The sequence below is a fragment of the Lawsonella sp. genome (assembly GCF_011525565.1).
In the GTDB taxonomy this organism is placed as follows: Bacteria; Actinomycetota; Actinomycetes; order Mycobacteriales; family Mycobacteriaceae; genus Lawsonella; species Lawsonella clevelandensis_A.
Genome location: NZ_WVRS01000004.1, coordinates 11,530 through 32,623, shown reverse-complemented (window position 1 = coordinate 32,623; position 21,094 = coordinate 11,530). Strand labels below are relative to the sequence as shown.

At 55.1% G+C, this 21,094-nt stretch carries 19 protein-coding genes; 7 read left to right on the top strand and 12 right to left on the bottom strand.

Going from position 1 to position 21,094, the window contains the following annotated elements; all coding sequences use genetic code 11:
- Window positions 1-200: 200 nt before the first annotated feature.
- The 4 genes from ppk2 to QZV76_RS03885 form a co-directional block, all read right to left on the bottom strand.
- A complete protein-coding gene (gene ppk2 / locus QZV76_RS03900) occupies window positions 201-1,136 on the bottom strand; it encodes a polyphosphate kinase 2 (RefSeq protein WP_290598488.1) in 936 nt (311 codons plus the stop codon).
- 105 nt (window positions 1,137-1,241) lie between these two features.
- A complete protein-coding gene (locus QZV76_RS03895; RefSeq protein WP_290598487.1) occupies window positions 1,242-1,568 on the bottom strand; it encodes a hypothetical protein in 327 nt (108 codons plus the stop codon).
- Between the two features lie 128 nt (window positions 1,569-1,696).
- Entirely contained in the window at window positions 1,697-2,518 is an 822-nt protein-coding gene (locus QZV76_RS03890) for an exodeoxyribonuclease III (protein WP_290598485.1), read from the bottom strand.
- A 94-nt stretch (window positions 2,519-2,612) separates the two neighbouring features.
- The gene (locus QZV76_RS03885) at window positions 2,613-3,266 is read right to left on the bottom strand and encodes a peptide deformylase (RefSeq protein ID WP_290598484.1); all 654 of its coding nucleotides are present in this window, start codon (window positions 3,264-3,266) and stop codon (window positions 2,613-2,615) included.
- Between the two features lie 90 nt (window positions 3,267-3,356).
- On the opposite strand from QZV76_RS03885, the gene thrC reads away from it, so the two are divergent.
- The 3 genes from thrC to QZV76_RS03870 are packed head-to-tail and all read left to right on the top strand — an operon-like array spanning window position 3,357 to window position 5,770.
- Complete coding sequence (gene thrC, locus QZV76_RS03880) at window positions 3,357-4,829, top strand: threonine synthase (RefSeq protein WP_290598483.1); 1,473 nt, start codon at window positions 3,357-3,359, stop codon at window positions 4,827-4,829.
- 6 nt (window positions 4,830-4,835) lie between these two features.
- Entirely contained in the window at window positions 4,836-5,078 is a 243-nt protein-coding gene (locus QZV76_RS03875) for a DUF3263 domain-containing protein (protein ID WP_290598482.1), read from the top strand.
- Window positions 5,079-5,131: 53 nt separating this feature from the next.
- Window positions 5,132-5,770, top strand: a complete 639-nt coding sequence (locus tag QZV76_RS03870) for a LytR C-terminal domain-containing protein (RefSeq protein WP_290598547.1) — start codon at window positions 5,132-5,134, stop codon at window positions 5,768-5,770.
- 220 nt (window positions 5,771-5,990) lie between these two features.
- On the opposite strand, the gene QZV76_RS03865 is transcribed toward QZV76_RS03870, so the two are convergent.
- The 3 genes from QZV76_RS03865 to QZV76_RS03855 all read right to left on the bottom strand — a co-directional run bounded on the left by QZV76_RS03865 (window position 5,991) and on the right by QZV76_RS03855 (window position 8,680).
- Entirely contained in the window at window positions 5,991-7,394 is a 1,404-nt protein-coding gene (locus tag QZV76_RS03865; protein ID WP_290598481.1) for a M20/M25/M40 family metallo-hydrolase, read from the bottom strand.
- 99 nt (window positions 7,395-7,493) lie between these two features.
- On the bottom strand, window positions 7,494-7,925 hold the full coding sequence (locus QZV76_RS03860) for a hypothetical protein (RefSeq protein ID WP_290598480.1): 432 nt from the start codon (window positions 7,923-7,925) through the stop codon (window positions 7,494-7,496).
- Between the two features lie 281 nt (window positions 7,926-8,206).
- The gene (locus QZV76_RS03855) at window positions 8,207-8,680 is read right to left on the bottom strand and encodes an SRPBCC family protein (RefSeq protein WP_290598479.1); all 474 of its coding nucleotides are present in this window, start codon (window positions 8,678-8,680) and stop codon (window positions 8,207-8,209) included.
- A 210-nt stretch (window positions 8,681-8,890) separates the two neighbouring features.
- Between QZV76_RS03855 and groL the strand changes: the two genes are divergently transcribed.
- On the top strand, window positions 8,891-10,510 hold the full coding sequence (gene groL / locus QZV76_RS03850; protein ID WP_290598478.1) for a chaperonin GroEL: 1,620 nt from the start codon (window positions 8,891-8,893) through the stop codon (window positions 10,508-10,510).
- 142 nt (window positions 10,511-10,652) lie between these two features.
- On the opposite strand, the gene QZV76_RS03845 is transcribed toward groL, so the two are convergent.
- The 4 genes from QZV76_RS03845 to QZV76_RS03830 form a co-directional block, all read right to left on the bottom strand.
- Window positions 10,653-11,507 carry a hypothetical protein gene (locus QZV76_RS03845; RefSeq protein WP_290598476.1) on the bottom strand — a complete coding sequence of 285 codons (855 nt, stop codon included), beginning with the start codon at window positions 11,505-11,507 and terminating at the stop codon, window positions 10,653-10,655.
- Window positions 11,508-11,690: 183 nt separating this feature from the next.
- Window positions 11,691-12,719 carry a hypothetical protein gene (locus QZV76_RS03840; protein ID WP_290598475.1) on the bottom strand — a complete coding sequence of 343 codons (1,029 nt, stop codon included), beginning with the start codon at window positions 12,717-12,719 and terminating at the stop codon, window positions 11,691-11,693.
- A 387-nt stretch (window positions 12,720-13,106) separates the two neighbouring features.
- Window positions 13,107-14,069 carry a YwiC-like family protein gene (locus tag QZV76_RS03835; protein ID WP_290598474.1) on the bottom strand — a complete coding sequence of 321 codons (963 nt, stop codon included), beginning with the start codon at window positions 14,067-14,069 and terminating at the stop codon, window positions 13,107-13,109.
- Window positions 14,069-14,725, bottom strand: coding sequence for a hypothetical protein (locus QZV76_RS03830; protein WP_290598473.1), 657 nt, complete (start codon window positions 14,723-14,725; stop codon window positions 14,069-14,071). The genes QZV76_RS03835 and QZV76_RS03830 overlap by 1 nt, the downstream gene beginning before the upstream one ends.
- 269 nt (window positions 14,726-14,994) lie before the next feature.
- On the opposite strand from QZV76_RS03830, the gene lpdA reads away from it, so the two are divergent.
- Entirely contained in the window at window positions 14,995-16,473 is a 1,479-nt protein-coding gene (gene lpdA, locus QZV76_RS03825; protein ID WP_290598471.1) for a dihydrolipoyl dehydrogenase, read from the top strand.
- 52 nt (window positions 16,474-16,525) lie between these two features.
- Here lpdA and QZV76_RS03820 read toward each other — a convergent pair whose 3' ends face one another.
- Window positions 16,526-17,632, bottom strand: coding sequence for an endonuclease/exonuclease/phosphatase family protein (locus QZV76_RS03820; RefSeq protein WP_290598470.1), 1,107 nt, complete (start codon window positions 17,630-17,632; stop codon window positions 16,526-16,528).
- 77 nt (window positions 17,633-17,709) lie between these two features.
- On the opposite strand from QZV76_RS03820, the gene QZV76_RS03815 reads away from it, so the two are divergent.
- Both QZV76_RS03815 and QZV76_RS03810 read left to right on the top strand, forming a co-directional pair.
- Complete coding sequence (locus QZV76_RS03815; RefSeq protein ID WP_290598469.1) at window positions 17,710-18,543, top strand: HAD-IA family hydrolase; 834 nt, start codon at window positions 17,710-17,712, stop codon at window positions 18,541-18,543.
- Window positions 18,540-20,966, top strand: coding sequence for a glycosyl hydrolase family 65 protein (locus QZV76_RS03810; protein ID WP_290598468.1), 2,427 nt, complete (start codon window positions 18,540-18,542; stop codon window positions 20,964-20,966). Before QZV76_RS03815 ends, QZV76_RS03810 begins: the two co-directional genes overlap by 4 nt.
- Window positions 20,967-21,094: the final 128 nt, after the last annotated feature.

The following is a 21,094-nucleotide window of genomic DNA, read 5'->3' as shown; positions in this document are numbered from 1 at the left end:
GTGATGTGATGTGTATGCAGGTGGGGAGTTCGCGCTAGGCTTACGCTTTCCTCTATTCCCCCTATGCGCGTCCCTATGCGGTACCCCTGTGCGTGCCCTTATGTGGTGTCCTTATGCGCGGCACAGGCTATAGCTCAGCCCGGTACCTTCCCCTGTTATGGACTAGAGGAGCGGCACCGGGCTGAATACTTATGTCAACCTCACTCGCGGTGGGCTAGTTCTTGTGTCTTCTTGGAATGTTGATTCTCGGGAAGCGTGTCTTTGCCGCGTTTCACTACTTTGGCGTCCGGGTTGAACACTACTTGGGTGTCTTTATCCTCATAGTCGAACTTGTTGAGGAAGTAGCGCAGTGCGTTAATGCGGGCGCGTTTCTTGTCATTGGATTTAATGACGGTCCACGGTGCCCAGTCGGTATCCGTACGACGGAACATTTCCTCTTTAGCGTTCGTGTACTTTTCCCACTTATCCAGGGACTCGAGATCCATGGGGGAGAGTTTCCAGCGGCGTACCGGGTCCAGTTGGCGGATCGCGAAGCGGGTGCGTTGTTCCTGCTGGCTCACCGAGAACCAGAATTTGGTGAGGGAGATGCCGTCTTCAATGAGCATCTTTTCAAATGTGGGTACTTGGTGCATGAAGAGTTCGTACTCGTCCTGCGTGCAGAAGCCCATGACGCGCTCCACATTGGCGCGGTTGTACCAGGAGCGGTCAAACATGACGATTTCGCCGGCAGACGGCAGGTGCTCAATGTAGCGCTGGAAGTACCATTGGTTCTTTTCCCTCTCCGTGGGTTTGGTGAGGGCGACGACGCGGGCGTGGCGAACGTTAATGTACTCGTTGAAACGCTTGATGGTGCCGCCCTTACCGGCAGCATCACGGCCTTCGAAAATAATGAGGTGGCGTTTCTTATTATCCACTGACCAGTTTTGAAACTTCAGTAGTTCAATTTGCAGAAGATACTTCTCCACCTCGTAGCTATTGCGGTGCATACGGTGGTGGTAGGGATAATTCTCCCTCCAGGTATCGACCGCCTTGCCGTTGATGTCAATGAGGTCGGGGTCTTCTCCGTGGTCGTCACGGACGGTGTAACCTTCGGCGCGGAGACGGTCAATGTAGTCTCTAAGTTCGCGGTTTTCCATTCCTACCCTTTTGTCCAGTTAGATACACCAAGTGTAGCGGGGGAAACGATAAAGATCTCCTCCGCTTGCTGTGACAGTAGCAAACCGGCTGCAGTTAGTGGCGGATTACTTGTTGCGATCGGTGAAGAATTGGGGGAGGGGCTTTGTACCGGAGGGGCATGTTACAGAGGAGAGAACGTCTTCTTCTGCAGCGGGAACGGTAACGTTACGGCGAATGACCTTAACGTCTTTGGGATTGCTGGCGGTGCACTCCACAACAAGCTTGCCATTGTAGGTGTTTGCGGTGTGGTTAGTGCAGGTGACGCCAGCTTCTTGTTCGGTGGTGTAGGTGGTGCAACGGGGTTGTTCAGCTGCAAACGCGGTGGGCATTGCGGCAAGTGGCACGAGGAGGGCGGATGTAAGACCAAGAGATAGCGCGGTAAGACGTGTCATACCTTCATACTAGGAGGTAAAAAGCGAAATTTAAAGGTGTAAACATCCCTTCTCCTATTGTTCATCTTCGCAGCTAAATAGTCATTTTCGGAAATGAATAAAACTATCTCAATCGTTCCACAAAAGAGCTAGTCCGCAACCTCAATAAGCACCGGAACATGGTCGCTGGCGCCCTCACCTTTACGCTCCTCGCGATCAATAGAAACCCCCGTAACGCGATCCGCCAGCGCCGGGCTAAGGTACGCAAAATCAATCCGCATTCCGTAATCCTTCGGGAAACTGAGACGCGTGTAATCCCAATACGTATACGTGTGCGGAGCGGGGAGGAACTCGCGGGTCACTTCCCGGAAACCAGTGTCGCCAATAGCGGCAAACGCCTCCCGCTCAGGCGGGGAAAGATGGGTTTTCCCCACAAAAAACTCTGGATCCCACACGTCAGTATCCAGCGGCGCAACATTCCAGTCGCCCGCCATCATGATATTTGCGTCGGGGTTGTCTGCTAGCCATTTCGCGGAAGCCTCCCGCAGTTTCCGCATCCACTCCAGCTTGTAGGTGTAGTGGCGGTCCGTCAGCTCCCTACCATTGGGAACATATAAACTCCACAATGTTATGGGTCCGGTGGGCTCCAACGAACCAACTACTGCGGAAACAGCGCGGGCCTCCCGCACTTGTTCAGCGGTGGGGTCTTTAGCGAAGCCAGGCTGGCCAGGGAAATGCTCCTGGATATCCTCCACCCCAATGCGGGAAATAATAGCGACGCCATTCCACTGGTTATAGCCCACATGGGCTACCTCGTAGTCAATCTCCTCAAAACGGTCGAAGGGGAACTGCTCATCTTTACACTTCGTCTCTTGAATACAAAGAGCGTCCACATCATTGGCAAGTAGCCAGTCAGTAACACGATCTACACGGGCACGAATTGAGTTCACATTCCAGGTAGCCAAACGCATGGTTGCAGTCTACCCGCGCAATATACGACGGCGCGGGCTGTACTGTGTGAATCGCTGTGCGAATCGCTGTGCAAGCCGCGCGCTAACCCGGCTGTTAGGACGCGAAAGGATCAGGGTCCACACCCGGCATCCACGTCCGCCCCGGCTGGTCCCACTTGCGGTTCTTAAACACACGCTTCACCTTGGGACGCGCAAAAACGGGCACGAACTCGGTATACAGGTGGCCATCTAAATGTCCCACCTCATGCTGCAAGCATTTAGCGAAGAAACCATAGCCGGATAGAGTAATGGGTTTGCCCTGCTCATTGAAGCCCGTTACCTGCGCCCAATCGTAGCGGTCTAGCGCAAACTGTACCCCGGGAACGGACAAGCAGCCCTCGCCTTCACGCATAAGAATCTGTCGCCCGTTCGGGGGATTATCCACCGTCAGCACCGGGTTAATGACGCACGCCACCTGGTTGACGCCATCGCTACTCCACCCCGGTTTACCAGCCCGCGTGGCAATCATCTCCGGGGGCATGGGTGCCCCCTCCGGCAAGTCCGTGTCGGGGCAGTCAATAACGAAGAGTCGTTTCCCCACCCCAATCTGGTTCGCGGATAACCCCACCCCGCCGCTCGCCGCCAGTGTATCCACCATGTCGGCAATAAGCGTGCGGAGTTCGGGCGTCACCCCCGCGCTAAGATCAACCAGCTCAGTGGGATTATGCAGCACGGGGTCACCGGCAATAACAATAGGGCGCACAGTCATGCCATAAGTCTACCTGCATGTGAGGGTGGCCTCACCATCTTCATTTCTCTAACGTTCGTGCCCTATCCCCAGGTCAGCTAGGATAGAAGCGTGCGTTACCTATCTACTCGAGACCAAGAACACACCACCAGCAGTTTCTGCGATATCCTCCTCGAAGGACTCGCCCCAGATGGTGGACTCTACCTGCCCGAGCAGTACCCCACCATTGGGGACGCTGAGCTCAACCGCTGGCGCGACCTCCTTAACGAGCAGGGCTATGCAGCCCTCGCCGCTGACGTGCTCACCCTCTTCATCGACGACATACCCGCCGACGACCTCAAAGATATCTGCGCCCGCGCCTACACCACCCCCAAATTCTCCGAAGCCGACATCGTCACCGTCACCCCCCTCGAAGACGGCATCTACCTTGGTGGCCTCTCCCACGGCCCCACCGCCGCCTTCAAAGACATGGCCATGCAGCTCCTCGGCGAACTCTTCGAATACGAACTCAAACGCCGCCACCAGGTTCTTAACATTTTGGGAGCCACCTCCGGCGACACCGGCTCCTCCGCCGAATACGCCATGCGTGGCCGCGACGGCATCAGCGTCTTCATGCTCACCCCACGAGGCCGCATGACCGCCTTCCAACAAGCCCAAATGTTCTCCATCGACGACCCCAACATCGTCAACATGGCCGTTGACGGCGTCTTCGACGACTGTCAAGACATCGTTAAAGACGTCAGCCGCGACCTCCAGTTCAAACGCACCTGGAACATCGGCGCCGTCAACTCCATCAACTGGGCTCGCCTCATGGCGCAGGTCGTCTACTACATCTGCTGCTGGATCCGCCTCACCGAATCCGTCGACCCCAGCCAACGCAACACCACCAACGTCAGTTTCGCCGTCCCCACCGGCAACTTCGGTGACATTTGCGCCGGGCACATCGCCCGCTGCATGGGGTTGCCCATCGACCGGCTTATCGTTGTCACTAACGAAAATGACGTCCTCAACGAATTCTTCACCACCGGCGTCTACCGGGTGCGCTCCGCTGAGCAAACCCTGGCCACCTCCAGCCCCTCCATGGATATTTCCAAAGCCTCCAACTTCGAGCGCTTCATCGCTGATCTTCTCGGCCGCGACGCCGCCCGCATTAATGACCTCTTCGGAAAGCAGCTCGCCAGCCAGGGCTACATTGACCTGTCCAACGATCCCACTTTCGCCACAGTAGAAAGTGAGTACGGATTCCTCTCCGGCCGCTCTACCCACCAGGACCGTCTCACCACCATTCGCACCTCCTGGCAGGACTGTGGCACCATGATTGACCCGCACACTGCCGACGGTGTGAAAGTGGCCCGCGACATGAAAGCCGACGGCACCGTCACCACCCCCATCATCTGCCTAGAAACCGCGCTGCCCGTTAAATTCGCAGAAACCATCAAGGAAGCCACCGGGCGGCTCCCCGACACCCCCGCCCGCTTCCACGGTATTGAAGACCTCCCCCGGCACGTTGTGAACGTCCCCAATGACACGCAAGCCGTGAAGGACATCATCGTCACCACCCTCACCCCACACACGCAGGAGTAACACCCGGTGCTGACAGAAACAGAACACGACATCCTGAAATTTGAGCGGCAATGGTGGCGCTACGCCGCCAGCAAAGAAGACGCCATTCGCGTGCAGTTCAACATGACCCCCATCAACTACTATCAGAAGCTCAACACACTTCTTGATAAACCCGAAGCCCTGGCCGAAGACCCCGCACTAGTACGGCGCCTCCGCCGCATTGCCGACTCCCGCTCACGGGCGCATCGCAACTTCACAAAGAAAAAATAAAACCCGTAATACGACCCCCTTCCAATAACCGCTAGACTAACAACGTGGCTGATATGAACAAGAGCACCCAAGACGACACTAACGACAAGATGCAAGAGAATAGCCTAGAGAACGAGGCTCAGAACAGCACCCAGGACAATGCTCAAGACAGCATTGAGCGTGACTCCGCCGGCTTCCCCTACCGGGCTCTCGCCATGGTCCTCATTGCCGCAGCACTCGTCTGCGCTATCGTTGGTATCTTCATGCTGGTAGACAACGGACGACACGAAGTTCACGTCCGCACCACCCCCGACACCTCCAGCTCCAGCACCGTGAGTGAAACCTCCACCCACAAAGATCAGCCCAACCAGGCCAAACAGCCCACCAAGAAAGCAGACACCCCCGAAAAAACCCAAGTAGATAAGGGAGCCGTGCGCGTCATCGTCCTCAACAACACCACCCGCGAAGGCTACGCCGGCACCACCAGCGGCCAGCTAAAAGACGCCGGCTGGACCAATCAAACCGCCGCCGCCAACTGCCCGCAAGGCTCCTGCGGTGCCCTCAGTGCCTCCACTGTTTTCTACAAGGACACTCCCCAAGCTAAAGCCGCCGCAGAGGACATTGCCAAGCAACTCCACTTCACCACCGCAGCACGCCCCGACTGGCTCAACAACCACCCCGAGGACGTCGTCGTTGTCCTCGCCAACGACTAAACCGCACTAGCTATCTAGCTATCTAGCACTGTCTATTTCGCACTAGTCATACTGTGCCGCCCGCAACGGCAAACCCATAAACACACAAAACGTGTGGCAGCCTGCACAAACAGGCTGCCACACGTTTTATCTACCGCTGTGTTTATTACTTCGTACCACTGCGTTCATTACTTCTTGGCACTGTGCCTATTGCTTCGTACCGAAGTTTGCCAAGCTGTGTTTATTGCTTTTTAGCGAAATTCGCTAAAAAGATAGCCTCGGCGGTGGCGATGGCGGTTATTTCGGTGGGGTCAACAGACTCGTTAGGGCCATGGATACCGCAAATGGGTTCCTCCACACCAAAAAGCACCAGCTGAGTATCCGGATGCGTCGCCTTCAAAGCAGCACACAGAGGGATAGAACCACCATCAGCGCTTAACGCCACTTCGTCGACGGACTTCCCATAGGCAAAAGCCAATGCCTGCTGCATACCCTGGTGGGCACTTCCCGAAATATCCGCCAAGTAAGGCTCGCCGGTACCCATAGGCTCGCACTCCACCTGTGCATTCCACGGACGATGATTCTGCAGATGCGCGATCAGCTTTTGCTCCGCCTCGTGCACATCCATCTTCGGCGGCACACGCAGATTAAGCATAGCGGCAGCCTCCGCTGGAACCGCGTTAATAGAATGGGCGGTACTAGCAGCGTCAATGCCAGTAATAGTGAGGGTGGGGCGTGCCCACGCTAACTCGGAAGGGGTGCCGGCAGAACACAGTTCCACGCCGTCCAGAACTCCCGCATCGGCGGCGAACTCTTCCGGAGTGTACTGCACACCGTCCCATGTTTGGCTGGCGTCCAGCCCGTCAATCGTAAGACCACCCTGTGCATCGCGGAGGCCGGCCAGCATGTGGACCAGGGCATAGAGAGCATCGGGGGCGGGGCCACCATATTGGCCAGAGTGAATGGGGGAGCGGAGAGTTTTCACCGTCACCTTAAGGCTCACAACGCCACGCAGGGAAATATTAATAGTGGGTACGCCAACAGCAACATTGCCGGTATCGGCAATAAGGATAGCGTCCGCGGCAAAAAGGTCTGGGCGCTTCTCCACAAGAGTCTCCAGGCCTTCGCCGCCGGCTTCCTCAGAACCCTCTACAACAAGGCGTATACCAATACCACCGAAGGGGTGTTCGGGGTGTCTGGACTGGGGTGCCCACTCGCGCAGTGCCCGTAAGGCCGCCAAATGCGCAACGAGGTTTCCTTTATCGTCGGCGGAGCCACGCCCATACCAGCGGCCATTCTTTTCCGTAAGTTCCCACGGGTTAGTGTCCCAGCCAGGCTGGTCGTCGGCAGGCTGCACGTCGTGGTGGCAGTACAGTAGGACGGTGGGGCAGCCGTCAGCGGGGGCGGTGAAACCAAAGAGAGGGAGGGAACCGTCAACAGCATCCTCCACATGGACATCATTAATGCCCACTTCGGTGAAGGCCTGCTGAACCCAGGCGGCACTCGCTTCGCATGATTCTGGCTTAGTGCCGAAGATGGAGGGGAAGCTGACAGCTTTAGTGAGGTCAGCTTTAATGCGGTCGCTTTGGTGGGCGATGTGGTCGCGGAGTTGGTCTGCTCCGGTGAGGGGGGAGGACTCAGTCATGGATGGTGGACTCCTCTTACATGTCTTATATGGGGTTTATTAGGTACATAAAGTACCGGGTAGTGATCGATAGTGATCTGTGCAGTGATGTTTTCTACACTACCCCGCCACGGGTGACGGTTTCAGCTTGAGATATTGGTTGGCGGCAGTAATGAGGGCAGTGAGGTTGGCTTCTTCTCTGGTAGTACCGTGTCCGCTCGCCCAGCGCGTAAAGTAGCCGTTTTCAACTTCCAGAAGAGTGGTGTAGGGAAGTTGCGGATTGTGCGGGTTGTCGTGCTGCCGGAAAGTGATGATGTCCAGGCGAATACCGAGGCTATCAAGCATGTAGCAGAGTGCTTGGATGGGGCCGGTGGCTTCGGTGGTGGTGCAGTGGACGGTGCCATTGATGGTAATGGCGGCAATAAAGAGGAAGCGCCCATTTCCGGTGGGTTGGCTGTTGAAAGTGTTAAGTATGACAGCTTTAGTATCGGAAGTGCAGGAAGTACGGGAGGTGTGAGGAGTGTGGGTGAGGGTAAAGCGAGGCGTAGTCATGAGAGAGCTTTTCGTGGTGAGGAATGGTCTGCACTGGACCAGCGCTTCTCTCCGCCGCAGTAAGGGGGCTAGTCCGAGATGACCCCACTGCGGCTTAGAGCTACTACGTGCTTTATCTGCATAGGTGAAAGGGTAGGAAGCTTCTTCCTCACTGTCAATAAAAATGGAAAAACTTTTTCACTATATGGAACTATATGACATTTTGTAAAAGGGGTAAGGCGCATACGGGAATGTATAGGTGTCTTGTAGACGGTTCCGTACGCGGTCGCCTAAGTAACCGTCTACGCAACCGCTTGCTTTTCCACGTTTGCTAGCGTTTCCTGCATTCCAGCAGCCATTTCCTGGGCAAAAGCATCGTCCCCGCCAAGGAAAAATCGTGTTACTAGGGAACTAAAAAGAGTGGGCTGGGTATCTGCGAGAAGGCGTTCCAAAGTGACGGTCGTGCGGCCGTCACCGGCTGGTTCTAGGCGGTAGACCCACATGTAATGGTTGGCGGGAATGAAGAAGGATAGTTCTTTTTCTGGTTTTACGGTGAGGAATCGGGCGGTGGTTGCCCAGAAAGTGTATTTTCCGCGTCGGTTGATATTGAGTGTGGTTCCGCCGGGGTGAAGTGGATTGGAGCCGAGGGGGAGGGCGATCATTTTCTTGCATTGGGGGCTGCGGGATCCCATGCTGTCAATGTCGCTAATAACCTTCCAGATGACTGTGGGAGAGGCGGGTATGGTGCGGGAAACACGAATCGTTGAAGAATCCATATATTCATTCTAAGCTGGCCAAATATTTCTTGCACTCGCCCCTATCGAGTGCTAAAAAAGACTTAGCACTCAATCATTGGGAGTGCCAAAGCTGGCGGGTAAGACCGGGTACTAACCGTACAAGACACACTGGTCGTCCGTCGCGGGAACTGCGCCAGCTTGGCAGTGTCGGCCACCAGTCACCCCATCAACAGAGGAAGACATCAACACATGTCCAAGATGATTGCATTTGACGAAGAGGCCCGCCGCGGTCTGGAGCGGGGTCTTAACACCCTCGCTGATACCGTCAAGGTGACGCTCGGCCCCAAGGGTCGCAACGTCGTCCTAGAAAAGAAGTGGGGAGCCCCCACCATCACTAACGATGGCGTCTCCATCGCTAAAGAAATTGAACTTGAAGAGCCCTACGAAAAGATCGGCGCCGAGCTGGTCAAGGAAGTTGCCAAGAAGACTGACGATGTCGCTGGCGACGGCACCACCACCGCTACCGTCCTCGCCCAGGCACTCGTCCACGAGGGTCTCCGCAACGTGGCCGCCGGCTCTAACCCGATGGGACTACGCCGCGGCATTGAAAAGTCCGTAGAGGTTGTTACCAAGTCCCTCCTCAGCTCCGCCAAGGAAGTTGAAACAAAGGACGAAATTGCCGCCACCGCCGGTATCTCCGCCGGTGACCCCGAAATCGGCAGCCTTATTGCCGAGGCCATGGATAAGGTTGGCAAGGAAGGCGTCATCACCGTGGAAGAGGCCAACACGTTCGGCCTCGACCTGGAACTCACCGAAGGTATGCGCTTCGATAAGGGCTACATCTCCGGCTACTTCGCCACCGACCTGGAACGTCAGGAAGCTGTCCTCGAGGACCCCTACATTCTTATTAACCAGGGCAAGATCTCCGCTATTAAGGATCTGCTGCCGCTGCTCGAAAAGGTCATGCAGTCCGGCAAGCCCCTCCTCATCATCGCTGAAGATGTTGAAGGCGAAGCCCTCTCCACCCTCGTTGTGAACAAGATCCGCGGTACTTTCAAGTCTGTCGCCGTTAAGGCCCCCGGCTTCGGTGACCGCCGCAAGGCCATGATGCAGGATATCGCTATCCTCACCGGCGGCCAGGTTATCTCCGAAGAGGTCGGCCTTTCCCTCGAAACCGCCGACATCACCATGCTGGGCCGCGCCCGCAAGGTTGTTGTTACCAAGGAAGAAACCACCATCGTTGACGGTGCTGGTTCCGCCGAGACCATTGAGGGTCGCGTCAACCAGATTAAGTCCGAGATTGCCTCCACTGACTCTGACTACGACCGTGAGAAGCTGCAGGAGCGTCTCGCCAAGCTCGCTGGTGGCGTTGCCGTTATTAAGGCTGGTGCCGCTACTGAGGTTGAGCTGAAGGAACGTAAGCACCGCATTGAGGACGCTGTCCGCAACGCTAAGGCTGCTGTGGAAGAAGGTATTGTCGCTGGCGGCGGTGTTGCACTGGTACAGTGCGAGGCTGCTATCGAGGATCTGGATCTGGAAGGCGACGAACTGACTGGCGCCAAGATCGTTGAGTCTGCCCTTTCCGCCCCGCTGAAGCAGATTGCTTTCAACGCTGGCATGGAGCCCGGTGTTGTTGCCGATAAGGTCCGCTCCCTCCCCAATGGCCACGGCCTGAATGCCGCCACTGGTGAGTACCAGGATCTGCTCAATGCTGGCATTAATGACCCGGTGAAGGTCACCCGCTCTGCCCTGCAGAACGCTGCCTCCATTGCAGCACTCTTCCTTACCACTGAGGCTGTTGTTGCTGACAAGCCGGAACCCCCGGCACCGGCTGCCCCCGCTGCCGATGACATGGGTGGCATGTACTAAAAAGTACAGAGCTCAAAGCGCAGCAATAATGCAGCGTTAAAAGTTCATAAAGTATGAAGGAGGGTCCGTACACTGCAGTGTACGGACCCTCCTTCATAGTCTTTCTTTTTAGCCTTTTACCTGTTTAGACGCATTATCTGTTTTAGACGCGGGTAACGTCTCCAAAAGTAAGGTAGGCTTTCGTGCCGTCGAGAAGGCGCTGGGCTTTGTGGCGGGCTACTGGATCTTTGGCAAGTTTTGCGGACAGTAGCGCCGGGGTATTGGCGATGAGTGTGATGTAAAGGGCGATAATGGTGGGATTGTAAAAAACATTCCACGTAATGATGTCGATAACAATAGCGGCGGGAGCTCCAACGACCGCAATCTGGCTAAGGACGCCATTAACGAATTTGAGGGTCGCATCGGTAGCGGAGAATGCAATAGAGCTAATGATATTGCCGCCAACAATCCCTAGCACTGTGCCGCCCACGAAGGCGAGGGGATCATGCTGGAGTGCGTAGCTGGCGTAATCACCGTAGAGCTTAATCCAGGCAGACGTGTTCTTCTTGAACTTTTCCACGCCGTGTAGTTGCACTGGGGTGGCCTTGCTGAGGAACTCTCCCCGAGTGAGGGTGACTGTTTTGTGAGAGTCGCTGAGGGAAGCGTGCAGACTGTAGACAGATTTATTGAAGATGCCCTTTAGTGGCAGGGTAGTGATGGTTTTCCCGGCTGAATCAATGATTTCTAGCGTGCTGTCTTTTTTATTGATTGTGAAAAGACCGTGTTTAAGGGTGAGGGTGTTGCCGTCGGGGGAGGTTGTAGCACCTTCGAATGTTTTGGCAGCGTGCACAAGTGTGTCTTTGAGAGCATGCTGTTTTTCTTGAATGGAAGATGTATCGGCGGCGTGTGTGGTAGACGCAGTGGGTGCGGTGGGTGCAGCGTTAGCGATGGCGGGGACGCCAGTAATAGCGACAGCAGAGGCTACTGCGAGGGCAGCAGAACGGAGCCATGATTTCATGATGTATCCTCGTTTCGTCGTAGGCGCAGCTATCTTTGTAGCAACTATTTTCCTGAAACAGGCTAACTATAAATGAGATACCTCTGCACAGTAAAAAATGGACTTTAGCATGTGAGCTAAAGTCCATTTTTATGTATGAATGTGATAAATAGCGTTCAGCTACCTACAACAATTATCGAGCGTTTAGGCTCGGGCAACGTCACCAAAAGTGAGGTAAGCCTTGCTGCCATTGACCAGACGCTGAGCCTTCTTGCGAGCTACAGGATCCTTGGCGTGCTTGGAAGAGATCAGAGCAGCAGTGGTGCCCATGGTGAAGGTGTATACGGCAATTAGCGAGGCATCCGCGACCATAGCATACGAGAACGCTAGTACAGGACCTGCAACGGGGATAAGCATCATTATTTTCCCAGGTAGAGAGACTACGATTGCAGCTAAACTGCCAACGATCGCTCCAGCAAGATAGCCAGTCGCAGCACCTAGGATCAGGTGAGCGGTATCGTGCTCTACGGCGTAGCTGGCGTAATCTCCATTTAGGCGAATCCAGGCAGCAGTGTTCTTCTTGATCTTGTCGAGGCCAGCGAGCTGCTTGGGGTTAGCTTTGCCGAGAAGCTTGCCTTTCTTAAGGTCAATAGTCTTGTCGGAGTTGCTGAGGGAAGCATTCAGGCTGTAGACGGACTTGCCAGAAATAACCTTCAGCGGGATAGCGATAACGGCCTTGCCTTCAGAGTCAACAATTTCCAGCTTGTTGCCGTCCTTGTTGATCTTGAAAAAGCCGTTCTTAAGGGTAACGGCCTTGCCGTCCTTGGAGACCTTGGCACCGTCAATAGTCTTAGCGACATGATCCAGGCTATCCTTAAGCTCCTGCTGCTTATCCTTGAGAGCATCCTTGGGGGCCTGCTTCTCGTCAGCAAGGGCTAGCTTAGCGGGCTTCTTGTCCTTGAGGGACTGCAGCTTATCGTCGAGGGCAGCTTTCTTGCCCTTAATGGCGTCCTTGTGATCCTTGTCCTTGAGACCCTTAAGAGCATCCTTGGGGTCTTTCTTGTCTTTCTTGGAAGCTTGCAGCTTGTCCTTCAGCTCTTGCTTCTTATCTTTCAGAGTCTGCTGAACAGAGGAGAAGTCATTAGAAGGTGCAGCGTTAGCAATAGCGGGGGCGCCGGTGAGGGTAACGGCAGAGATCACTGCAAGAGCAGTGGAGCGGAACCATGATTTCACGGTATGTTCTCGTTTCGTTCTCGGACTGGAAACCATCACAGGAAGGAGACTTCCAGCAATCATCGTTTTCTGTACGCTAACTATAGATTGACTGTGCTACATGAGGGAAGTTCTCAAAGGGGTTATTAGTGGGGAATATCCCCCTTAGCAAATCTGTAATGAAACCGTTACCTGCGTAAACATCGTATTGTTATGAAATAAATATTTTTGTAAAAAATTACTAGCGAAAGACGAAATTACGCAGAAAAATGTTTTCCGGGACTATCCTAAAGCCTTTGACTGCGGTCCCCAGAAAGCTCCTTAGGGAAGCCTCTTAAGGAAGTCTAAGGGAAACTAGTAAAGGCTAGGAAAGTCTCGCGACGGTCAGCGCTCCCTAGGGGAGAATTCCTAGGGGAGAAAGAGTGCGGCGATAACGAGAACCGTGAAAACTAGTTCGGTAATGCCAATAGTTTTCGCACGCCACTTCTTCCCTTGGTATCGCATGGACAGCGGGAAATAGGCGGAACGCGCTAATAACACCACGAATAGTGCGAAGAGAATCCATCCAGTCCAGCTGAGGATCGCACTCACCAGCGCTAGTACTGCCACCACCGCGTGGAAAGCAATAGAAAATACTAGGTGGGGAGTACTGCGGCGTTCCCGAATAACAGTTTTAACCACCGGTACTGTGCCGAAGAAGTACAGGAAAAGCACTAGGCACACCAACCACATCCAGTTCCATCCGGTAACGGAACTAGACCAGTTATGCCCCGGTAGCGCCGCCATTGTTGTGTTAACGGGGACGGGGAGAAGAGGGAATCCGGCGCGCTGGAAATCCGTTCCAAGATCGTAGGAGACGGCCCCCATAAGAACCCCTGCTGCCACAGTAATACCGCGAGCTGCCATTGTGCGTTCTTTACGCACTTTAATAAGCACAACAGTCGCAATGACCAAGATGGCAAACCACGGTGCCCACAGGAGAAGTTTCGGCGCCCACCAGATGGTGAGAATACCGAGGACCACCGATATGCATGTGTACACTTTTACCGGCATGGCGTAGAGGGAGTTCCGCCGCGCCACAAACCACTTGGTAAGGGCAAAGAAACAAAAATACCCAATAACCCACAAGAGATACAGGGGGACCTGGGCGGGAGTCCACCCACCCAGCACAATCCCCAACGTGATAGGCACAAAAACCATAGCCCACGCGCCGTGATAGTCCGGAATCCAGCCGCGGGCAGACAGTGACCGCTTTTTCGGTGACCGCTTTTTTGGGGGACGTTTTTTCTGTGTCTGCTGCGCAGCTGTAGGAGGCGTAGCTGGTGTTGTTTCGCTGCTTGCTTGCGGTGGGGTGGTGTGTGCTTCACTCATTAGCTACTCCTGGAGACGTCATCCCATTTGTCTTGCGCCATTGCGCATGAATCCAGCCCCTTCGCGTTCTCTACCCACACGGTGAGGCCAAAAGACGGGTGAGATTCCGGGGAACCGGTGGCTATGCAGCCTTGTGTTTTCCCATTGTGTCGTTTCTCCACACGCGGTTTACCGACCGCATCATGGCGAGCTTCCCCAATAAGGACAGAAAACTTGTAGCCTTTATCGCTGGTGAATTTGCAGCCCCACCCGTAACTACCCCAGGTGGTTTGGGCGGATTCACGCTGCCCGTATTTTTCCGAGCAGGGGTTCACCAGCGGCACCATGGCCGCTAGGGAAGAAGAAACGGATGATGATGCTGAACTTAAGGAACTGAGTTCTTGTAGAGCATTATCTGCGCTCTGTGCCACAGTGTTGGACCCCTCCGAGTAGCCACGGTGATACCCCTCCGCGTGGCCTGCTCGACTCCCCAATATATAGCTGCCAAAGGCAACAACAACGAGTACCAGAACAGAGACGAGAGTGGCGCCAATAACCCCCGCTGCACTCATACCCCGGGACGAATGGTCGCGTGCAGATTGTTTCTTCGAGGACGTATTAGACCGACGGCGTGAGGAACCGCTCGAGTGGCGTGATGGTGACGTGTTTTTCGCCATTCTTTCTTGTACCTCACATGGTGTAGTGGCTAATAGTGTCGTGGCTATTTGCTGCTGACCCCGGCTAGCTGAAAGCGAACCAGTATCTGGCGGTGGGCCTGAACTAGATTTATGTTAGCGTCCCCTATCTAGAGTAACGATTTTTCTTTCCAGGAGTAGGACAACTCATCCATGACGACTGGTTTTCGTCTTGTTTCCTTGTGTATTCTGCTCAGACTAAAGTGTGCGAATACTCGCATAGCCTGCGTGTTCTCATTACTATCAAAAATATGGCTCAGCATACGCGTACTACCGCTTCCACAACATCATCGTCCCCACAGTATACGGATCTGCTGGTCCTGGGGGCTGGACCCGGCGGCTACGTGGCCGCTATCCGCGCCGCCCAACTGGGTCTACGCGTCACCATCGTGGAGGAAAAATACTGGGGAGGCGTGTGCCTCAACGTGGGGTGTATTCCCTCCAAAGCGCTTCTCAAAAATGCGGAAGTCGCCAACATCATGCTGCACCACGCCACCGAATTCGGGATAGTGGCCGATAACATCAGCATGGATTTTGGGGTAGCCCATGCCCGCAGCCGAAAAGTGTCCGCCAACATTGTGAAGGGCGTGCACTACCTCATGCGGAAAAACAAGATCACGGAGGTAAACGGGCACGGCACGTTCTGCGACGCGCACACCATGGAGGTAACAACCGCGGAGGGAACCGTCACCATCAGTTTTGATACCTGCATTATTGCCACCGGATCCCACGTGGCACAGCTACCCAACGTAGAGATGGGTGGGCCAGTTGTCTCCTACGAAGAACAGATTCTCAACCCCCAGCTACCGCACAGCATTGTCATTGTGGGCGCGGGCGCTATCGGCATGGAATTCGCCTACGTTCTGGCGAACTATGGGGTGCAGGTCACCATTGTGGAATACCAGGATCGTGTCCTCCCCAATGAGGACAAAGACGTGTCCACAGAAATCGCCAAACAGTATCGAAAACTGGGGATAACGCTGCGTACCGGTTATAAAACTACCGCGGTGGAACGCACCGGCAGCGATCCTGATAGTGGCGTAGCCGTCACCATCGCCCCCGTCACAGCGGCAGATGTGGAACCGGAAACTATCTACGCAGAACGCTGCCTTATCTCCACAGGGTTCCGCCCTAACGTAGAGGGGTATGGTTTAGAGAATACGGGCGTGGAGCTAACGCAACGCGGCGCTATTGCGGTTGATGACGTCATGCGAACCTCCGTCTCACATATTTTCGCCATCGGTGATGTTACGGCGAAACTACAGCTTGCCCATGTCGCGGAAGCACAAGGCGTGGTAGCAGCGGAAACTATCGCAGGGGTGGAGACTGTGTCGCTGGGTGACTACCGCATGATGCCGCGTGCCACCTTCTGTAACCCTCAAGTGGCCAGTTTTGGCCTTACGGAGGAGCAGGCACGGGCTGCCGCCGCCGAGAACCCGGAGTTAGACGTGCGGGTGTCTACATTCCCCTTCAGCGCGAATGGCAAAGCGCAAGGCTTGGGGGAAGCGCAGGGCTTCGTGAAGATTGTGGCCGACGGGCACTATGGGGAACTCTTGGGTGCGCACATGGTGGGGCCGCATGTTTCTGAGCTACTGCCGGAGCTAGTACTAGCACACAAGTGGGAACTGACCACGGAGGAGATCGCCCGCACTGTACACGTTCACCCCACCTTGGCGGAGGCTTTGAAAGAGGCTACCGAGGGTGTGCTGGGGACAATGATTAACCTCTAGTGGCACCGGTTTAACCCGCAGCGCCAGCCGCATAGCAGCGGCGCTACATTCGCTACATTTCTGAATAGGTGAGGCGGGTGAGTACCGCGCGATGGTCTGTTCCGGAGACGTCCGCCACGGTGGAGCCAGCTGTGTGCCAGTGAGATTTCGACACGAAAATATGGTCGATGGGCACACCCAGTGGGCGCGGTAGGTAGGTGGGCCAGGTTCCCACGGAGCCGCTCTTCTTTTCTGCCAGTGCATCCACGCAGGCACCCATGTCCGCTAGGCCACCGTGCCACGGTGTTGCATTCATATCCCCCGCCATAATGAGGTTTTCTGCCTGTGGGCCGTGGCACATGTCCACCATTTGTTTCAATTCGTGGCGCCACTGTCCAGTGTGGAGAAGATTCGGCTGGTAAACATGGCCGGCAACAATCGTTGGCAGGTATGCGAAATTAGCGTCACGATTCTGCGGCACTACCGTCACTGCCCCAAGTGATGTATCCGGGGTAATACTCTCGTTTACTTCATAGGTTCCAAAGTAGACGGATACCAGCAGGATAGTTTGATAGTCCCTACTGCTGCCCCGCAGAGTACGTGGAACGGACTGGAACATTTGCATGGGGCTGCCCGCTTTTTCCATCAGCTGTGCCACAAGTTTGGCGGTGCCTTTTGTGGTTTCGGAAAGCATGACAATGTCTGCCCCCACAGAGTTCGCTAGTTTTGCGATGGTGACGGGCGACGCTCCACTGTTGTAGCTGTTGAGGGACATGACGGTGATGTCTGTTCCGAAGTATCCCTTGTTGGGGGTTGCGACAGTTTTAAGGGGGTCTACGCGGAGTCCGTCACCCCACCCAATGCTGACGTGGGCGAAGGTAGCCACCATGGTAATCGCCATGAAGAGGGCGGATACGCGGCGGGGAAGATTGCGGTGCCAGCGTATAGCGAACACGATGGTGCTGGCGATGAGGGCAAGGAATGAGATGACGATCCAGATACCGCGGGGGGCGAAGATTTGGGCGAAAACTGGCTGCATGCTCAGCCATTTCCCGGGGTAGACGGAAAGCGCAAGCAGCACTGCAGTAATGATAAGTGCAGCCAACCAGCGGGGGGGAATAGCCCGCCGCATATCCTTCTGGACGAAGGGAGGCGTTGGATTATGCTCAGTCTCCGTCATATCTCCTAACCTACCGTCTGATTCTATAAAAGGCAGATCAACGGCAAAAGCAATGCTTTCGACACTATGCTAGAACTATGACGTGGACTTCTGACGATCACCCCCACACAGCATCCTCTCCCAACTCTTCCTCCTCCCCATCTGCCCCCGCTTCTGTCTCCGTCTCTGCCTCTCGTGCGGCGTCGCAGGATTCGCCTGAGATACAGCGCTGGCAGGACTGTCGCGGCCTTCTGCTGGACTTGGACGGCGTTATTACCCCCACTCTCGATATTCATAAACGCGCCTGGTTCAACCTTTTTGCCCCCTACATTGAAAAACGTGCGGCAGAACTTCACACTCCACTGGCCCCCTATACAATGGAGGACTACTTCACCTACGTGGATGGGCGGCATCGTCTTGATGGAGTGCGTGACGTCCTGCGGTCGTGTAATCTTCCCGAGGCGGATAATCCGGACATCGTGGAGCAATTGGGTCTGAAAAAAAACGCTGAGTTTATGGAAACTCTAGAGCGGGACGGTATTCAGGCTTACCCGGGGAGTGCGGCTGTTATTGATGCCGCGCAACATTTAGGTATCCCCTACGCGGTGGTGTCCTCCTCGCGGAATACGCGCCCGGTACTGCGTGCTGCCCACCTCTTGGAGCGTTTTGACGTCATTGTGGACGGTAATACTGCCGAGGAAAAGCATCTCCGTGGCAAGCCCGCCCCAGACACCTACCTGTATGCGGCGGAACTATTGGGACTTCCGGCCGCAGACTGTGCCGTGTTTGAAGACGCCGCCGCCGGGGTAGCAGCAGGCCGGGCGGGGGGCTTTGGCCTGGTTGTTGGTGTGAACCGCGGCACGGGGGAAACTGAACTGATATCCGCCGGTGCAGACATTGTTGTCGACGATTTAGGAGACACCCTAGCATGACACCCGATCACCCCAACCTGCGCAGTTACTTCGCCGAACCCACCATCGACCGCTCCACCCACCCCATTGATCCATGGCGGTGGATCGAAACCGCCCCACCCACCTCCGATCTTGGTGTTGCAGAATCAGTTTTTACCGTGGGTAATGGCTACTTGGGGGTGCGGGGTAACCCAGAAGAGGGGCGTGACTACACTCTCAATGGCACATACGTGAATGGCCTCCACGAAACATGGAATATTCAGCACGCGGAGGACGCCTATGGTCTGGCGCGCGTTGGACAGTCCATTGTGAATGCCCCCGATGCGAAAACTATCCGTATTTATGTTGATGATGAACCCTTCCGCATTTCCCGCGCAGACCTTTCTTACTATGAGCGCTCCCTCGATTTTCGGGACGGTGTTCTCCGCCGCTCTATAGAGTGGCGGACACCCGCCGGAAAACGCGTCCTTATGGACTTCACTCGTCTAGTTTCTCTGACGGATCGTCACCTGGGAATTGAAGAAGTCCGCATTGTGCTGCCGGAGGATTCCGCCCCCGTCATGCTCTCTTCCCAGATTATGAATCGGCAGGATGGGCAGGATGAGTTCGGGTCGGCCACCTCTGCAAGCCGCCCCGCTAGCCCCGAAGATGTTACGCAAGCAACGGTGAATACGGGGTCTGATCCGCGCCGGGCAGACCATTTCCAGTCACGTGTGTTTGTGCCCGTTATGCAGGTGAATGAGGGGGAGAAAATTGCCCTCGGCTATCGGATAAAGAATTCCGGCATGGCACTTGTGGTGGGTGCCGACCATGATTTCTCAACCTCTAACGACTTCTATGTATCGTCCTCGGCAGCACCGGATATGGCGAAAGTGCAGTATCACGTCGATGCGCGGCCGGGGGAGGAAATTGTTCTTACCAAGTATTTCTCGTATCACGATTCCTACCGTGCTTCTGTCAGTGAATTGATGGATCGTGTGGAGGAAACATTACAGCGTGCCCATAAACATGGGCCCATGGATTATGTGGAATCGCAGCGGGAGTGGCTGGCAGATTTCTGGGATCGTGCCGACGTGGAGATCCCCGACCAGCCGGAGCTACAACAAGCGGTGCGGTGGAACATGTTTCAGCTTATCCAGTCCACGGCCCGCGCAGAAGATTTAGGTATTGCGGCAAAAGGTGTGACGGGATCCGGCTACTGTGGGCATTACTTCTGGGACACGGAAATCTACGTTATGCCATTCCTGACGTACACCATGCCGCAGGTGGCGCGAAATGCGTTGCGGTTCCGCTACCGAATGCTGCCGAAAGCACGAGCACGGGCGGCTGAACTGGACCAGCGTGGTGCCCTCTACCCGTGGCGCACTATTAACGGGGAGGAAGCTAGCGCATACTATGCAGCGGGCACAGCCCAGTACCATATTGATGCGGATATTACGTATGCCACCGTGCAGTATGCGCGTGCTACCGGCGATGCGGATTTCCTCTTCCACGAGGCCATCGACATTCTGGTGGAGACCGCCCGCCTATGGGAGGATTTGGGCTTTTTTGGGGATGACGGAAAATTCCATATTCATGGAGTGACCGGCCCCGACGAGTACACCACCGTCGTCAACGATAACCTTTTCACTAACGTCATGGCCCGCTACAACATGCGAGTGGCCGCTGAATGGATAGAGCGCTTGCATGATGTGGAGGAGAACTACTTTGAGGAAATGGTGCGGCGTCTGCATCTGCGCCCCGAGGAGCCAGAGGAATGGCGTAAAGCGGCAGACGCTATGTACATTCCCTTCGACGATGAACATGGTATTCACCCGCAGGATGCACACTTCCTAGAAAGGGAGGTGTGGAATAAGGGCCAGGAGCAGCCGAAGCGTCCACTTCTGCTGCATTATCACCCACTGACGATTTACCGCTACCAGGTTATTAAGCAGGCTGATGTTGTGTTGGCGCTTTTCCTGCGTGGGTCTGAATTCAGTGAGAAGGCGCGCCGGGCGGACTTTGATTACTACGATCCGCTGACGACGGGGGATTCTTCGCTGTCGTCGGTGGTGCAGTGCATTGTGGCTGCTGAGTTGGGGTATGACGCGCATGCGCAAGAGTTGTTCCGGCATGCGGTGTATGTTGACCTGTGCAATTTGCATGGGAATTCGTCCGATGGGTTGCATATTGCTTCGTGTGGTGGTGTGTGGTCTGCGCTGGTGTTTGGTTTTGGTGGTTTGCGGGATTATGACGGCCGCTGGACCATTGATCCTGTTTTGCCGGAGAAGTGGGAGTGCATGCGCTATCGCGTGCAATTGCGGGGGTCGCGGTTGCGGGTGGAAGTGCGTCCGGATGAAGTGGAGTTGGAATGTGATTCGGCGGTGGAGATGCCTTTGGAAGTATGGGGACAGTCTGTCTCGCTGAAGGCTGGCCAGAAGTGTGTGGTGAAGAAGCCAAAGTAGATAATGACGGATATTGTGCTGTGATAAGTCTGCCACTTATTTGTCTGTAAGTGACTTAAATCACATTTATAGATAACCTCATTACTCGTTTTTTGTGACACAAATTACCGGTCGATGAAGTAAGACAT

Bases quoted from the DNA above. Each gene is read 5' to 3' on its own strand.
- QZV76_RS03810 (WP_290598468.1), top strand. From the start codon at position 18,540: ATGACACCCGATCACCCCAACCTGCGCAGTTACTTCGCCGAACCCACC.
- QZV76_RS03820 (WP_290598470.1), bottom strand. From the start codon at position 17,632: ATGACGGAGACTGAGCATAATCCAACGCCTCCCTTCGTCCAGAAGGAT.
- QZV76_RS03815 (WP_290598469.1), top strand. From the start codon at position 17,710: ATGACGTGGACTTCTGACGATCACCCCCACACAGCATCCTCTCCCAAC.
- QZV76_RS03890 (WP_290598485.1), bottom strand. From the start codon at position 2,518: ATGCGTTTGGCTACCTGGAATGTGAACTCAATTCGTGCCCGTGTAGAT.
- QZV76_RS03835 (WP_290598474.1), bottom strand. From the start codon at position 14,069: ATGAGTGAAGCACACACCACCCCACCGCAAGCAAGCAGCGAAACAACA.
- QZV76_RS03830 (WP_290598473.1), bottom strand. From the start codon at position 14,725: ATGGCGAAAAACACGTCACCATCACGCCACTCGAGCGGTTCCTCACGC.
- lpdA (WP_290598471.1), top strand. From the start codon at position 14,995: ATGGCTCAGCATACGCGTACTACCGCTTCCACAACATCATCGTCCCCA.
- QZV76_RS03895 (WP_290598487.1), bottom strand. From the start codon at position 1,568: ATGACACGTCTTACCGCGCTATCTCTTGGTCTTACATCCGCCCTCCTC.
- QZV76_RS03860 (WP_290598480.1), bottom strand. From the start codon at position 7,925: ATGACTACGCCTCGCTTTACCCTCACCCACACTCCTCACACCTCCCGT.
- ppk2 (WP_290598488.1), bottom strand. From the start codon at position 1,136: ATGGAAAACCGCGAACTTAGAGACTACATTGACCGTCTCCGCGCCGAA.
- QZV76_RS03885 (WP_290598484.1), bottom strand. From the start codon at position 3,266: ATGACTGTGCGCCCTATTGTTATTGCCGGTGACCCCGTGCTGCATAAT.
- groL (WP_290598478.1), top strand. From the start codon at position 8,891: ATGTCCAAGATGATTGCATTTGACGAAGAGGCCCGCCGCGGTCTGGAG.
- QZV76_RS03870 (WP_290598547.1), top strand. From the start codon at position 5,132: ATGAACAAGAGCACCCAAGACGACACTAACGACAAGATGCAAGAGAAT.
- QZV76_RS03855 (WP_290598479.1), bottom strand. From the start codon at position 8,680: ATGGATTCTTCAACGATTCGTGTTTCCCGCACCATACCCGCCTCTCCC.
- QZV76_RS03845 (WP_290598476.1), bottom strand. From the start codon at position 11,507: ATGAAATCATGGCTCCGTTCTGCTGCCCTCGCAGTAGCCTCTGCTGTC.
- QZV76_RS03865 (WP_290598481.1), bottom strand. From the start codon at position 7,394: ATGACTGAGTCCTCCCCCCTCACCGGAGCAGACCAACTCCGCGACCAC.